General features: G+C 73.2%; 16 protein-coding genes. 11 read left to right on the top strand and 5 right to left on the bottom strand.

Annotated elements, in window-relative coordinates:
* Positions 1-5 precede the first annotated feature (5 nt).
* Positions 6-1,457 carry an MFS transporter gene (locus JX575_RS17460; RefSeq protein WP_186339325.1) on the bottom strand — a complete coding sequence of 484 codons (1,452 nt, stop codon included), beginning with the start codon at positions 1,455-1,457 and terminating at the stop codon, positions 6-8.
* Positions 1,458-1,544: 87 nt separating this feature from the next.
* Between JX575_RS17460 and JX575_RS17455 the strand changes: the two genes are divergently transcribed.
* From JX575_RS17455 to JX575_RS17430, 6 genes are all read left to right on the top strand, one after another.
* On the top strand, positions 1,545-1,814 hold the full coding sequence (locus JX575_RS17455) for an acylphosphatase (RefSeq protein WP_186339324.1): 270 nt from the start codon (positions 1,545-1,547) through the stop codon (positions 1,812-1,814).
* Positions 1,815-1,919: 105 nt separating this feature from the next.
* Positions 1,920-2,471 (top strand): antibiotic biosynthesis monooxygenase, encoded by a 552-nt coding sequence (locus tag JX575_RS17450; protein WP_186339323.1) that lies wholly within the window; start codon positions 1,920-1,922, stop codon positions 2,469-2,471.
* A gap of 16 nt (positions 2,472-2,487) precedes the next feature.
* Complete coding sequence (locus JX575_RS17445) at positions 2,488-3,390, top strand: phosphoribosylaminoimidazolesuccinocarboxamide synthase (protein WP_186339322.1); 903 nt, start codon at positions 2,488-2,490, stop codon at positions 3,388-3,390.
* Positions 3,279-3,827, top strand: coding sequence for an SRPBCC family protein (locus JX575_RS19730; RefSeq protein ID WP_241005459.1), 549 nt, complete (start codon positions 3,279-3,281; stop codon positions 3,825-3,827). Before JX575_RS17445 ends, JX575_RS19730 begins: the two co-directional genes overlap by 112 nt.
* Before the next feature lie 32 nt (positions 3,828-3,859).
* Positions 3,860-5,422 carry a long-chain fatty acid--CoA ligase gene (locus JX575_RS17435; protein ID WP_186339321.1) on the top strand — a complete coding sequence of 521 codons (1,563 nt, stop codon included), beginning with the start codon at positions 3,860-3,862 and terminating at the stop codon, positions 5,420-5,422.
* A complete protein-coding gene (locus JX575_RS17430) occupies positions 5,422-5,607 on the top strand; it encodes a hypothetical protein (RefSeq protein ID WP_186339320.1) in 186 nt (61 codons plus the stop codon). Before JX575_RS17435 ends, JX575_RS17430 begins: the two co-directional genes overlap by 1 nt.
* Positions 5,608-5,722: 115 nt before the next feature.
* Here JX575_RS17430 and JX575_RS17425 read toward each other — a convergent pair whose 3' ends face one another.
* Positions 5,723-6,550: a DUF72 domain-containing protein gene (locus JX575_RS17425; RefSeq protein ID WP_186339319.1), complete on the bottom strand. Its 828-nt coding sequence runs from the start codon at positions 6,548-6,550 to the stop codon at positions 5,723-5,725.
* 134 nt (positions 6,551-6,684) lie between these two features.
* On the opposite strand from JX575_RS17425, the gene purS reads away from it, so the two are divergent.
* Genes purS through JX575_RS17410 form a run of 3 tightly spaced genes read left to right on the top strand, consistent with a single transcriptional unit; the run spans position 6,685 to position 8,083 of the window.
* On the top strand, positions 6,685-6,966 hold the full coding sequence (gene purS, locus JX575_RS17420; RefSeq protein WP_186339318.1) for a phosphoribosylformylglycinamidine synthase subunit PurS: 282 nt from the start codon (positions 6,685-6,687) through the stop codon (positions 6,964-6,966).
* Positions 6,963-7,631: a phosphoribosylformylglycinamidine synthase subunit PurQ gene (purQ, locus tag JX575_RS17415; protein WP_186339317.1), complete on the top strand. Its 669-nt coding sequence runs from the start codon at positions 6,963-6,965 to the stop codon at positions 7,629-7,631. Before purS ends, purQ begins: the two co-directional genes overlap by 4 nt.
* Positions 7,628-8,083 (top strand): DUF3817 domain-containing protein, encoded by a 456-nt coding sequence (locus tag JX575_RS17410; RefSeq protein WP_186339316.1) that lies wholly within the window; start codon positions 7,628-7,630, stop codon positions 8,081-8,083. Before purQ ends, JX575_RS17410 begins: the two co-directional genes overlap by 4 nt.
* A gap of 111 nt (positions 8,084-8,194) precedes the next feature.
* On the opposite strand, the gene JX575_RS17405 is transcribed toward JX575_RS17410, so the two are convergent.
* From JX575_RS17405 to JX575_RS17395, 3 genes are all read right to left on the bottom strand, one after another.
* Positions 8,195-9,568, bottom strand: a complete 1,374-nt coding sequence (locus JX575_RS17405; RefSeq protein ID WP_186339315.1) for a glycoside hydrolase domain-containing protein — start codon at positions 9,566-9,568, stop codon at positions 8,195-8,197.
* Positions 9,569-9,720: 152 nt separating this feature from the next.
* Positions 9,721-10,119 carry a hypothetical protein gene (locus tag JX575_RS17400; protein WP_186339314.1) on the bottom strand — a complete coding sequence of 133 codons (399 nt, stop codon included), beginning with the start codon at positions 10,117-10,119 and terminating at the stop codon, positions 9,721-9,723.
* Positions 10,120-10,143: 24 nt separating this feature from the next.
* A complete protein-coding gene (locus JX575_RS17395) occupies positions 10,144-11,229 on the bottom strand; it encodes a type VII secretion target (protein ID WP_186339313.1) in 1,086 nt (361 codons plus the stop codon).
* A gap of 144 nt (positions 11,230-11,373) precedes the next feature.
* Between JX575_RS17395 and JX575_RS17390 the strand changes: the two genes are divergently transcribed.
* Together JX575_RS17390 and JX575_RS17385 are read left to right on the top strand one after the other, a co-directional pair.
* On the top strand, positions 11,374-11,754 hold the full coding sequence (locus tag JX575_RS17390) for a hypothetical protein (RefSeq protein ID WP_186339312.1): 381 nt from the start codon (positions 11,374-11,376) through the stop codon (positions 11,752-11,754).
* Positions 11,751-13,025 (top strand): hypothetical protein, encoded by a 1,275-nt coding sequence (locus JX575_RS17385; RefSeq protein WP_186339311.1) that lies wholly within the window; start codon positions 11,751-11,753, stop codon positions 13,023-13,025. Before JX575_RS17390 ends, JX575_RS17385 begins: the two co-directional genes overlap by 4 nt.
* Positions 13,026-13,033: the final 8 nt, after the last annotated feature.

The raw sequence follows: 13,033 nt of genomic DNA, 5'->3' as shown, positions 1-13,033 counted from the left end.
GGCGCTCAGTCGCCGCGGCGCCAGGACAGCACGGCGGCGGCGAAGGCCGCCGACAGCACGACGAGCGCGGCCAGCAGTGCCGCGCGCGCGGCGACCGGGGCGGACGCGACCGTCCCGACCGCCTGGTAGACCGTCATCAGCAGCGCGGCGCCGAGCGCCGAGCCGATCCGCTGGCCGGTCTGGAGCGCTCCGCCGGCCGCCCCGCCCATCCGCGGCGGCACCTCGGCGAGGGTGAGGGTGAAGTTGGGGGAGATGACCCCGCCGCCCCCGATGCCCGCGAGGAACATCGCCGGCGCCAGCGTCCACCACAGCGTGTCGGTGGGCGAGGTCACCAGCCAGGCCGCGAGCGCGGTGCCGGTCATCATCACGCCCAGCGCGACCAGGGTCACCCGCCGGCCCAGGCGGCCGACCAGGTTGCCCGCGAGCGGCGAGGTGAGGGCGGAGCCGGCGGCGAACGGCGTCATCAGCAGCGCCGCCTGCAGCGGGGAGAACCCCTCGCCCTCCTGCAGGTGCACCGACAGCACCAGGAAGATGCCGGTGAAGCCGGTGAAGTAGAGGGTTCCGACCACCAGGCCGTTGGCGTAGCCGGGGAGCCCGCGCAGCAGCGACACGTCGAGCAGCGGTGGCCGCTCGAGTCGTACGGTCCGCGCCTCCCACCGCACGAACCCCCACGCGAGCGGCGGGAAGGCGACCAGCGCCAGCAGGGCGACCCCCGTCCCGCCCTCGAGGCTGATCAGCGGGTAGAGCACCGCCAGGACGGCCAGGCCGAGCAGGGCCGCGCCGACGACGTCGATGCGGGGATCCTCGGGCACGGCCCCCGGGCCTGCGCCGACGTCGTTGTCGGGCACCAGCCGGCGGATCAGCACCAGCGCGACCAGACCGATGGGCACGTTGATGAGGAACAGCGAGCGCCAGCCCTCGTCCTCGCCGAGCAGGCCGATCAGCGCACCGCCGATGAGCGGGCCGGTCGCCGAGGCGACCGCGACGGTGAAGCCGAACATGCCGAAGGCGCGGCCCCGCTCGGCGCCGCGGAACAGCTGCTGGATGAGCCCGGAGTTCTGCGGGGTGAGCAGCCCGGCGCTGGCGCCCTGCACCAGCCGGGCCACGATGATGGCGGCGGCGTTGGGCGCCAACCCCACCGCGGCGCTGGAGACGATGAAGCCGACCAGCCCGATCGTCATCATCCGGCGGCGACCGTGCGCGTCGCCGAGGCGGCCGCCGGCGACCAGCGTCATGCCGAACGCCAGCGCGTAGCCCGAGACCACCCACTGGATGGTGGCGGCCGAGGTGTCGAGCCCGGCCCGGATCGACGGCACGGCCACGTTGACGATCGTGACGTCGAGCAGCGACATGAAGCCGACGACGAGGGACACCGCGAGGACCCGCCAGCGCCGCGGGTCGGGCTGGTACGCCTCCGCTTCGCCGGTGCCCGCCTCGGTCTGCTCGTCCTGGGTCATCCGCGCCAGCCTCTCACCCGCTCCCACGCGCCGGCGTCGCCCGACGGGGCGGGGCGGAGGAGGCGGGGAGAGCGGCAGGATGGGGGCATGAAGGCGGTCCAGGCGCGCGTGAGCGGCACGGTGCAGGGCGTCGGGTTCCGGTGGTACGCCCGGGAGCGCGCGCAGCAGCTCGGCGTCGCCGGCTGGGTGCGCAACGAGCTCGACGGGAGCGTCCTGCTGCACGCCGAGGGCGAGGACGACGCGGTCGACGCGCTCGTGGAGTGGTGCCGGCACGGGCCGCCGTCCGCTCGGGTGCGCGACGTCGTGACGCGCGAGGCGGCGGCGAGCAGCGCGACGACGTTCGAGGTCACCGGCTGACGCACGCAGCGTGGCGGGGATCTCGTCGTCGCGGGCTTCGTCCCGCGGGCGCGGCGCCCCGAGACTGGGCCCCGTGAGCACCATGAGCACCCGACGGCGACCCGCATGACCGCCCCCGTCACGGTGTCCGTGACCCGCCACGTCGACCCCACGCGCACCACGGAGATGCTGGCGTGGGTGCAGGCCGGCACCACGCTCGCGGAGCGCTTCGACGGGTTCCTCGGCTCGGGCTGGGTGCGCCCGAGCGTGGACTCGAGCGACTGGCACATGCTCTACCGCTTCGCCGACAGCGAGTCCCTCGCCGCGTGGGAGGCCTCGCCGCAGCGCGCCTGGTGGCTCGAGGCGGCGCACGGGAGCGTGGAGGAGAAGCGGCGCGAGCGGCGTACGGGCATCGAGGGCTGGTTCGACGAGCCGACGACGGTCGAGGCGCTGAGCGCCGCTCCCGTGCCGCCGCCGCGCTGGAAGCAGATGGTGGTGATCTTCATGGTGTTCCTGCCGCTGAGCCTGACCGCCAACTTCGTCGCCTCCCGCGTGATCCCCGACTGGCCGCTAGTGCCGCGCGTGGTGCTGGTGACCACGGTGATGACGCCGCTGATGACCTACGTCTTCCTCCCGTGGATGACGCGCCGCATGAGCTGGTGGCTGCACCGCCGGTGACGGCTAGGCTCGGCGCGTGGCCGAGCCCGAGATCCCCGCAGCCCCCGCGATCGAGGGCACCACGCACCTGCACTCCGGCAAGGTCCGCGACCTCTACCGCATCGACTCCGGCGAGCACGAGGGTCGGCTGCTCATGGTGGCCAGCGACCGCATCTCGGCCTACGACTTCGTCCTCGACACCACCATCCCCGACAAGGGCGAGATCCTCACCCGGATGTCGCTGTGGTGGTTCGACCGGCTCTCCGGGCTGGTGGGCAACCACGTGGTGTCCACCGACGTGCCCGCCGCCGTCGCGGGCCGCGCCGTGGTCTGCGAGCAGCTCGACATGTTCCCGGTCGAGTGCGTGGCACGCGGCTACCTCACCGGGTCGGGGCTGCTCGACTACGCCCGCACCGGCGAGGTGTGCGGCATCGCGCTGCCCGCCGGCCTGCAGGACGGCAGCCGGCTGCCCGAGCCGATCTTCACCCCCGCGACCAAGGCCGACCTCGGCGACCACGACGAGAACGTCGACTACCGGGCCGTGGTCGAGGCGGTCGGCGACGACGCCGCCGCCGAGCTGCGGATGCTGACCATGGAGGTCTACCGCACGGCCCACGCCGTCGCGCAGGAGCGCGGCATCATCGTGGCCGACACCAAGCTGGAGTTCGGCCGACGGCCCGCCGCCGAGGGCGGCGCCACGATCCTCGCCGACGAGGTGCTCACGCCCGACAGCTCCCGCTTCTGGCCGGCCGACGCGTGGCAGCCCGGGCGCGCCCAGTCGTCGTACGACAAGCAGATCGTGCGCGACTGGCTCACCGGCGAGTCGGGCTGGGACCGCGCCTCCGGCGAGGCGCCGCCGCCGCTGCCGGAGGCGGTCGTGGAGCGCACCCGTGCCCGCTACGTCGAGGCCTACGAGCTGTTGACCGGGGAGTCGTTCTGACGACGCGCCGCTTCACCGCGACCGTCGAGCTCCCGCACTCGGCGGAGCAGGCGTTCGCCTACCTCGTCGACCCGCGGCGGCGTCCGGAGTGGCAGTCGAGCCTGCTCTCCACCGACGTGCCGGAGGACGAGGAGCCCCACCTCGGCCAGTCGTGGACCGAGCTGACGGTGGTCGGGGTGCGCCCGAGCCTGGTGGTCACCGCGTTCGTTCCGTTCCGGTGGTGGGCCGAGCGCGGCACCTGGCGCGGGGTCGAGGCGACGCTGCACCTGCGCTTCACCGGCACCCGCGAGGGATGTCGCGTCGTGGCCGAGGGAGAGGTCACCGGCGACGGCCTCTACGGCGTCGCTGCGCGCAGCTCGGGCCTGCTGGCGGGGCGCGCGATCGCGGCCGACCTGCGCACCGCCGGGCACCGCATCGCCCAGCTCTCGGGCGGGTGACGCGGCTCACGGGCGCTGAGTAGGTTGGCGCCATGGCCAACCTCTCCTCGCTCCTCGAAGGCACCGCCGCGGCCCACCCCGACCGCACGGCAGTCGTGCTGGGTGACACCCGGCTGACCTACGCCCAGGTCGACGCGGCCGCCAACCAGGTGGCCAACCTGCTGGTCTCGCGCGGCATCGAGCCCGGCGACAAGGTGGCGCTGAGCTGCCCCAACCTGCCGTGGTTCCCGATCGTCTACCACGGCATCCTCAAGGCCGGCGCGAGCGTCGTGCCGCTCAACGTGCTGCTCAAGGCGCGGGAGGTGGCGTACCACCTCGACGACTCGGACGCGACGGCCTACGTCTGCTTCCAGGGCACGCCCGAGCTGCCGATCGGCGCCGAGGGCCACGCCGGCTTCGAGCAGGCCGAGGGGTGCGAGCACTTCCTCCTGATCACCGCGGACCCGGCGGCCGCGTCGCCCATCGAGGGCGTCGAGACGCTGGGCCGGGCGCTGAAGGGGCAGTCGCCGGTCTTCGAGACCCGCCAGGTCGACGGCGACGACACCGCCGTCATCCTCTACACCTCGGGCACCACCGGCCAGCCCAAGGGCGCCGAGCTGACGCACCGCAACATGATCTCCAACGCGCTGGTCAGCGACGCGCTCTTCGGCGCCGACGCCGACCGCCCCGACACCCTCCTGTGCGTCCTGCCGCTCTTCCACTCCTTCGGCCAGACCGTGATCATGAACGCCGGGTTCGCCTTCGGCGGCACCGTGGTGCTGCTGCCGCGCTTCGAGCCCGGGCCGGCGCTCGCGCTGATGGAGCAGGAGGGCGTGACGTTCTTCGCCGGCGTCCCGACGATGTACTGGGGCCTCCTCGGTGCGCTCGACGGCTCGGGCGTCGACGTGACGACGATCGCCGACCACGTACGCGTGGCGGTCGCCGGCGGGTCGGCGCTACCGGTGGAGGTGCACAAGGAGTTCGAGCACCGCTTCGGCGTGACCATCCTCGAGGGCTACGGCCTCTCGGAGACCTCGCCGGTCGCGAGCTTCTCGGTGTGGGGCGAGCCGGTGCGCGTCGGGTCGATCGGCACGCCGATCCCCGGCGTCGAGATGAAGCTGATCAACCCCGTGCCTGGGGTGCGCGAGGACCTCGACGGCGACGACGTCGTGGGCGAGATCGCGATCAAGGGCCCCAACGTGATGAAGGGCTACCACGGGCGCCCCGACGCGACGGCGGAGGCGATCGTGGACGGCTGGTTCCGCTCCGGCGACCTGGGCCGCAAGGACGCCGACGGCTGGTACTACATCGTCGACCGGTCCAAGGACATGATCATCCGCGGCGGCTACAACGTCTATCCCCGCGAGGTCGAGGAGGTGCTGCTGACGCACCCCGACGTCTCGCTCGCGGCCGTGATCGGCGTCCCCCACGAGAGCCACGGCGAGGAGATCAAGGCCGTCGTCATCCGCAAGGAGGGCGCCACGGTGACCGAGGACGAGCTCGTCGAATGGAGCAAGGAGCAGATGGCTGCCTACAAGTACCCCCGCATCGTCGAGTTCGTCGACGCCCTGCCGATGACGGCCACGGGCAAGATCCTGAAGCGGGAGCTCGCCTGATGCGCGCCCTCGGCATCGCCCTCGGCGTCCTCATGCTCATCACGGGCGCGATCTGGACCTTCCAGGGCCTGGGCTACCTCAAGGGCAGCGCGATGACCGACCAGAGCGTGTGGGCCATCATCGGCCCGCTCCTCGCCGGCCTGGGCGTCGCGTTGCTCATCGTGGCGCTCCGCCGCCAGGAGTGACGTACGCCGGCCTGCTCCCCGCCGTCGGTTCATCAAGGTATGTCGGCGAACCGGCAGTTCCCGCGGTGAATTGACGCAGGGAGGTGCGGGTTGGTCTGCATACCTTGATGAACCATCACGGCGCCGCGGGGCCGGACAGCCGCTCCTGGAGCGCGATCGCGTCGAACGGCGCGTGCACCTTGGCGTCGTTGTCGAAGTAGACGAATACCTCGCGATTGTCGGCCTCCCACCCGCGTACCTTCTGCTCCCAGCGGTCGAGGGCCTCGTCGGAGTAGCCGCTCGCGTAGAGCTCGGTGTCGCCGTGCAGGCGCACGTACACGACGTCGCTGGTCACCTCGTCGAACATCGGCCACGTGCCGGCGGAGTCGGCCACGACCATCCCGATCCCGTGCGCGCGCAGCAGCTCGCAGAACTCCGGCGTGCGGAACGACCGGTGCCGCACCTCGAGCACGTGGCGTAGCGGCCGGTCGACCGGGCACGCGGTGTCGGCGGGCTCCTTGAGCTTGTCGGGGTCATGGTGCGCAGCGGCGTACGACGACGCGGCGGCGGTGGTGCGCGGCAGCAGGTCGAAGAACGCGGCCAGGCGGTCGGGGTGGAAGCCGAGGTTGGGCGGCAGCTGCCACAGCAGCGGGCCCAGCCGCTCGCCGAGCGACAGCACGCCGGAGGCCAGGAAGGTGCCCAGCGGCGCCTCGACGTCGACCAACTTCTTCATGTGGGTGACGAAGCGGGGTCCCTTGACGGCGAACACGAAGTCGTCGGGCACCTGCTCGCCCCATGCGTGCCAGCTCGAGGGGCGCTGCAGCGAGTAGAAGGAGCCGTTGACCTCCACGCTGCCCAGCCGCTCGCCGACGTAGGACAGCTCGAGGCGCTGGGGGAGCCCGGGCGGGTAGAAGTGCGTGCGCCAGCCGGCGTAGCGCCAGCCGGAGATGCCGATCCGTGCCATGTGAGCTCCTCTCGCGCGTCGCGCCGACACCCGTGGCGTACCCGCTCGGTCCACCGTCATGCCCGCCGGGTGCAGGTGCCCAGCGGATCACTAGAATCGACGGTGCCAGTCCACCTGTCTCCAGGAGCGCCCCCGTGGCCAGAGTCGTCGTCGACGTCATGCCCAAGCCCGAGATCCTCGACCCCCAGGGCAAGGCGGTGCTCGGTGCGCTTCCCCGCCTGGGCTTCGACCTCGTCACCGACGTCCGCCAGGGCAAGCGGTTCGAGCTGCAGGTCGAGGGCGAGATCACCGACGCGGTGCTCGCGGAGATCGAGCGCGTCGCCGGGACGCTGCTGTCCAACCCGGTGATCGAGGACTTCGAGGTCCACGTCGAGGAGCACTCCGTGGCCGAGGTCGCGCGCGGGGTCGGCCGATGAAGGTCGGCGTCGTCACCTTCCCCGGTTCGCTCGACGACGTCGACGCGCGTCGCGCCGTCACGATCGGCGGCAACGAGGCCGTCGCGCTGTGGCACGGCGACCACGACCTCAAGGCCGTCGACGCGGTCGTGCTGCCCGGCGGCTTCTCCTACGGCGACTACCTCCGCTGCGGCGCGATCTCCCGCTTCGCGCCGGTGATGACGTCCGTCATCGAGGCCGCGGGCCGGGGCATGCCGGTGCTCGGCATCTGCAACGGCTTCCAGATCCTCTGCGAGTCGCACCTGCTGCCCGGCGCGCTCATCCGCAACGACCACCGCAAGTTCGTCTGCCGCGACCAGCGGCTGCGCATCGAGCGCGTCGACACCCCGTGGACCTCGGCCTACGCCGAGGGCGCCGAGGTCACGATCGTGCTCAAGAACGGCGAGGGCGGCTTCGTCGCCGACGATGACACCCTCGACCGGCTCGACGGCGACGGCCGGGTGGTCGCGCGCTACCTCGGCGACAACCCCAACGGCTCGCTGCGCGACATCGCCGGCATCTCCAACGAACGCGGCAACGTCGTCGGGCTCATGCCACACCCCGAGCACGCGGTCGAGGACCTCACCGGTCCGGGCACCGACGGGCTCGGCTTCTTCACCTCGCTCGCTGAAAAGGCATTCGCATGAACGACCAGCTCGCCCCCCGCAGGCTCTACCGCTACGTCGCACTCGCCGAGGCGATCACCTGGGCGCTGCTGCTGACGGGCATGTTCCTCAAGTACGTCACCGACACGACCGAGCTCGGTGTGCAGGTCTTCGGCATGGTCCACGGCGTGGTGTTCATCGCCTACTGCCTGGTCACCGTGCTGCTGGCGGTCGACCAGAAGTGGCCGCTCAGCCGGCTCGCGCTCGGCCTGGGCGCGGCGGTGCCGCCGTTCGCGACGGTGCCGTTCGAGCGCTACGCCGAGCGCGCCGGCCTGCTCAGCGACTCCTGGCGCCTGCGCGCCGAGTCGCCCGCCGGCATCGTCGAGCGGCTCACCTCCTGGCTGGTCCGTCGTCCCGCCCAGGGTGCCGCGGTGGGTCTCGTCGCGGTGCTCGGCCTGACCGGCGTCGCGCTCGTCATCGGCCCTCCGGTCTGACCCTGCCGCCCCGCGTTTCCTCGCGTTCGGCCGGGCTCAAGCGGTCACGTCCCCGCTCAACACGTCGGATCCGACGTGTTGAGCGGGTCTGTCACCGCTTGAGCAGCCGCGTCAGCGCCCCTGCTGGAGCTTGTTCCAGGTCTGGCGCGTGGCGACCCCGGAGACCCCGATCCGGAGCCGGGACTGGTAGGTCCGCACCGCGGCCTCGGTCTTGGCGTCGAACACGCCGGTGGCCCGGAAGCGTCCGGCCCCGGCCGCGTTGAGCGCCCGCTGGAGCCGGTGGACCGACTCGCCGGTGGAGCCGCGCTTGAGCGTCGTACGCGACCCGGCGGCGAGGAGCGCGGTCCAGTGCCGCTGGGTGAAGGTGTCGCTGGGGGCGAACCGGCGCGAGGCCTGCCAGGCGCGGGCGGCGGCGACGGTGGCGGCGTCGTACGAGCCGTCGACGGGGCCGGAGTAGGTGCCCCGCTCGGTGAGCAGGCACTGGAGCACCTTGACCCGCGTGGGCTTGGCCTTGCCGGGGGAGAGGGCGGGGTACTTCCAGTAGCCGAGCCGCGTGCCGGGGCAACGGCCCTCGGGCCGCGGCTGGGACCCGGCGCCCAGGTCGATGAAGTTGCTGTCGATGTTGATGGTCACCCCGCCCCACGTCTCGTCGTGGCCGCCGCGGTACTGCTTCATCCGCCCGCCCGGGCGCCAGCCATCCTCGGGGATGTAGGTCGTGGAGGTGTTGGCGGCGCCGTCCCACCGGGCGATCCAGATGCGATCGGGGAGGGCGTACTGCCCCGGGCGCTGCGTCCGGGCGTCGTCGAGCATCTTGATGCCCGAGCTGGCGCTGGAGTAGAAGCCGGCGACGTAGCCGAGCGCCTTGATCCGGGTGACCCACCCGCTCGTGAAGACGAGCGCCGACTCGCGGCAGTGGGTGTTGGCGAGGTCGAACCCCTCGAGGTCGTACCAGAGGGTGCTGCCCGGGCCGATGCCGTACGCCGCCGCGTCGGCGGCGTTCTTGTCCGCCTCCGCCGCCCCCTGCGCGGCCGCCGCGGCATATCCGCCGGCCGGGGCGGGGGAGATCCTGAAGTCGTCCTTGTAGCGCGGGAAGCGCGGCTGGCAGGACGCCTGGGGGCCGAGCGCGATGGGCAGCAGCCGCCAGCCGCGGGCGACCTGGGCGGCCACCCAGGTCGGGCTGAGGTGGGGCTGGGCACGACAGGCGCGGGAGTCGCCGGAGATGTAGATCCCCACGGCGGTGAACGGCGACTTCTTCCACCAGGTGTCCATGGCCGACTGGCTCGGCGCGACGCACTGGTCGAAGCCGTAGCCGGTGAAGTCGCCGGGCGTCGCGAGGGCGATCTGGCGCTGCGAGGCGAGCGCGCGCGCCTGCGTCGGCTCCTCGGCCGCGGCAGGCGCCGTGCCGAGGAGTGGGGCGACGACCAGCAGCGCGAGGGCGGCGGTGGCGGTCCGGGCGAGGGTGCGGATGGGGCGGGGGCGGCGCATGGGTGACTCCAGCTGCGGGGAAGGGCGTGGCGCGGGCGGGCTACCCACGGAATCACACCTGTCACACCGGTAACAGACGTTCCACCGAAGTACAGCGCTGTAGTTCTCATCCCTGCCTGGCTGAGAACCGTCGGCCGCGGCAGGGAGCAGCCTCAGTCGGAGGTGGGGACGTCGTCGAGGAGGAAGTTGCCCTTGGCCTCCTCGGCCTCGACGAGCTCCTCGAACGCGAGCGCGATGTCCTCCTGGTGCTCGTCGATCATCGTCGCGAGGTGGCCCTGCAGGAGGGCGCCGTGGGGGGACTCGCCGGAGAACACCCGCTCCCAGGTGTCCTCGCCGCCGCGGATCTTCTCCACGAGCGTGCGCATGTCGTCGCCCAGCTCCCCCGACTCGGCCTGCTCCTCGAGCGCCTTCCTCTCCTCGTCGGTGAGCAGCGGGCGCGCGTCGAGCTCCTCGACGGTCGCCTGCAGGTCGGCCAGGCTCGAGGTGAGGTCGTCGCGGGCGGCGCTGATCGCGGCCAGGATCTCCTCCTGGCTCCGGGGGTCGGTGCTCATCGGGGTGCCCTCATGCGCGGGAGGCTACGCCGGCGCGGCGGGCGCCGCGACCACCGCGCGGTGCTTGCCGATCGTGGGCGTGGCGACCGTCTCGGGGTCGCGCACGATGCTGCTGGGCGCACCGCTCGACATCGGGCCGCCGGCAGTGGAGGCCGGCGCCCGGTCGCCGTCGAAGAACCGCTTGACCGACGAGATGAGTGACTCGACCTGCTTGAGGATGTCGATGAGCTTCATCAACGTGCGGAAGGCCTTCATCACCGCCTGGAAGGCCTGGAACACCGCCTGCACCACGCGCGCCCAGCCGACACCGGGGATGCTCATCGTCGCGAGCGCGGCCGAGACGGTCTGCACCGCCGACTTCACGCACTGCACGACCGACAGCGCGGTCTGCCAGGCGTCGCGGCAGACCTGCACGACGGTCTGGCCCATCTGGATGAGCTGCCCGGCCTGGGTGTCGAGCGAGCCGACCCAGGTGCCGATCTGGGCGATGGCCGCGTCGGACGCCCCGCCCTGCCACGTCTGCGAGATGGTGCTCCCGCCGCTCTGCAGGTTGGCCGAGACGCCCCTCATCGACTGGCCCAGGGCGCCGAAGGACGATCCCTGGGTGGAGGCGCCGACCACGTCGCCACCGATCTTCTCGGCCAGCTCGGCGCGGATGTCGAAGCCGGTCAGCATGCGCACCAGGTCGCACACGGTGTCGTAGGGGAAGCCGAAGCTGACCTGCGGCAGGCTCGTCTCGGTCGCGGCGGCGCGCTTGATGGTGGTGTCGGCGACGTCCCAGAAGCTGCTCGACCCGTCGCGGCCGTCGACGCCCGACGCGCGGTGGCGGCGTACGACGCCGTCCTCGGTCAGCGTGAAGTCGCGGGCGGTGGCCCGCAGCGCCTCGGCGTGGTCGGCCATGCCGCGACCGTTGTCCTCCAGCGACTGGTGCACCGAGGGCAGCAAGGCGTTGTAGGCACCCATCATCGTCTCGAGGATCGGGCCGAAGTCGGTCTGCACGAGGCTGGCGCCGCCGTTGCGGGCGATCCCGCTGAGGTCGTCGCTGGCGCGCTGCACCTGCGCGGACCAGGCGTCGAGCTCGGAGAGGTCGACGGTCATGACGGCGTTCATCGCGGCTCCTGCAGGGCTGTGGGGTGGTGAGGCAGACGTTCCCCTGGCAGGCCGCCGCGAAACTCACCCGGCCGCCGGAACGTTCCGTCCACAGCCGGGGTCGGGGCGCGTTTTGGCCCCCAGTGGCGCGGGTACCTCGTCAGGGTGAGCGCACCCGGCAAGCGGTCCCTGATGCAGGTCGAGCCGGCCAGGCTGGTCGAGCTGGCGGGCTCCTCCGAGCGCATCCTCGACGCCATGAGGCACGACTGGGCCGTCGCGCTGCCCGAGCTGTCGGGTGCCTGCGCGGCGCTGGGTGACGCGACGGGCACCGCCAACCTCGCCGCGTCCTACGCCGACGCGCTGGCCGACGCCGACGAGGTGCTCGGCTCGCTGTCCGGTGCCCTCGAGGTCGGCGTCGCCGGACTGGTCGACGCCGCGCGCGACGCGACCCGGGCCGACGACGGCGTGGCCGCCGAGCTCGAGCGCGCAGCCCAGCTGCTGGGGGAGGGCCCGTTCGGCCTGATGCCCGGTCCGGGAGGTCGATGACCGTGCCGGCCCACCCGTGGGAGCTGCGCGCCGACGTCATGCCGCTCGAGGCCGCCGCCCAGCGGTGGACCGAGGTCGGCGCCCTGGTGGCCCGCCGCGGGGACGAGCTGGTCGAGGCCGCGCGCCGCGCCACCGAGGGATGGGACGCGGCGGCCGCCGAGAGCTACGAGGAGCACCGCCGGCAGGTGCTCGCGCACCTCGACCACTTCACCACCCTGGCCGAGCGGATCGCCGACTCGCTGCGCGCGTCCGCGGGTCTCCTCGCCTCGTCGCAGAAGGAGCTCGACCAGGCGTGGACGACCGTCGCGGACGTCCCCCACGAGGTCGTCGGAGAATCGCGGCACCTGGTCTTCAGGCCCTCGGAGGACGAGGAGCGCGGCAGGGTCACCCACGGCCAGGCCGAGGCCGCCGACATCCGGCGCCGACTGGCCGCTGCGCTCGACCAGGAGAGCGCCCGGCTTCGCGCGGCGCGCGCCGAGCTGGTCACGGTCCGCACCGAGCTGCTCCCGCTCACCGGCGGCAGCTTCCCGGTGTTCGACGGTGCGGGAGGGGAGGTGTCGGGTGTCGGCACCCTCGTCGCGACGCCGTCGACCTCCGTGCCCGGCTCCTCGCAGGCGGGGGCCGGGGGCGTCGCCGCCCTGCCGCCGCTGACCCCCGTCGCGGTGACGGTGCCCGACCTCACGGGCGTCTCCGCGGCCGCCCTCGCGCCGCTCGCGGCCAGCGGTGCTGCCGCCGCTGCCGGACGGGGCAGGTCCGAACGCCCGCCGCTCGGCACGCCGCCCGTGGGCGCCATGGGCGGCGGCGCGATGGCCGCCCGCGCAGGCACGATGTCGCGCGGGATGGCGAGCGGGCGCGGCGGACCCGCCCGGATGCCGGGCCCGAAGCCGGAGAGGACCGCCGCCGAGGAGGCCGCGGCGCGCGCCGCCCGCGAGAAGGAGGCGTTGCGCGAGGCCAAGCGCGCGGCGCTGGAGCAGAAGCGCGCCGAGCGGGCCGCCCGCAAGGCAGAGCGCGCCGCCGCACGCGACGGCCAGCCCGCCGGCCGCTCGCGCGACGGCGCCCGCCGCGACGACGCCCAGGACGACGGCCAGGACGACGGGCGGGACGACGCGCACGACGACGCCGAGGGCCCGGAGCAGGACGAGGAGCTCGACGCCGAGCTCGACGCCGCGGCCGACGGTCGGACGGGCCAGCCGGCCGCCGAGCGGAGGCAGGCCGTACGCGTCGTCCACGAGGCGGCTCCCGAGAGCGGTGCCGGGGCCGCGCGCCGGTAGATTGACGC

It is taken from the genome of Nocardioides sp. zg-1228 (assembly GCF_017086465.1).
GTDB lineage: Bacteria > Actinomycetota > Actinomycetes > Propionibacteriales > Nocardioidaceae > Nocardioides.
This window is presented reverse-complemented; position numbering and strand designations above follow the sequence as displayed.

Excerpts from the sequence above, each read along its gene's own strand:
- JX575_RS17385 (WP_186339311.1), top strand. The coding sequence starts at position 11,751 with ATGACCGTGCCGGCCCACCCGTGGGAGCTGCGCGCCGACGTCATGCCG.
- JX575_RS17395 (WP_186339313.1), bottom strand. The coding sequence starts at position 11,229 with ATGAACGCCGTCATGACCGTCGACCTCTCCGAGCTCGACGCCTGGTCC.
- JX575_RS17460 (WP_186339325.1), bottom strand. The coding sequence starts at position 1,457 with ATGACCCAGGACGAGCAGACCGAGGCGGGCACCGGCGAAGCGGAGGCG.
- purQ (WP_186339317.1), top strand. The coding sequence starts at position 6,963 with ATGAAGGTCGGCGTCGTCACCTTCCCCGGTTCGCTCGACGACGTCGAC.
- JX575_RS17450 (WP_186339323.1), top strand. The coding sequence starts at position 1,920 with ATGACCGCCCCCGTCACGGTGTCCGTGACCCGCCACGTCGACCCCACG.
- JX575_RS17430 (WP_186339320.1), top strand. The coding sequence starts at position 5,422 with ATGCGCGCCCTCGGCATCGCCCTCGGCGTCCTCATGCTCATCACGGGC.
- JX575_RS17405 (WP_186339315.1), bottom strand. The coding sequence starts at position 9,568 with ATGCGCCGCCCCCGCCCCATCCGCACCCTCGCCCGGACCGCCACCGCC.
- JX575_RS17410 (WP_186339316.1), top strand. The coding sequence starts at position 7,628 with ATGAACGACCAGCTCGCCCCCCGCAGGCTCTACCGCTACGTCGCACTC.
- JX575_RS17435 (WP_186339321.1), top strand. The coding sequence starts at position 3,860 with ATGGCCAACCTCTCCTCGCTCCTCGAAGGCACCGCCGCGGCCCACCCC.
- JX575_RS17425 (WP_186339319.1), bottom strand. The coding sequence starts at position 6,550 with ATGGCACGGATCGGCATCTCCGGCTGGCGCTACGCCGGCTGGCGCACG.
- JX575_RS17400 (WP_186339314.1), bottom strand. The coding sequence starts at position 10,119 with ATGAGCACCGACCCCCGGAGCCAGGAGGAGATCCTGGCCGCGATCAGC.
- JX575_RS17455 (WP_186339324.1), top strand. The coding sequence starts at position 1,545 with ATGAAGGCGGTCCAGGCGCGCGTGAGCGGCACGGTGCAGGGCGTCGGG.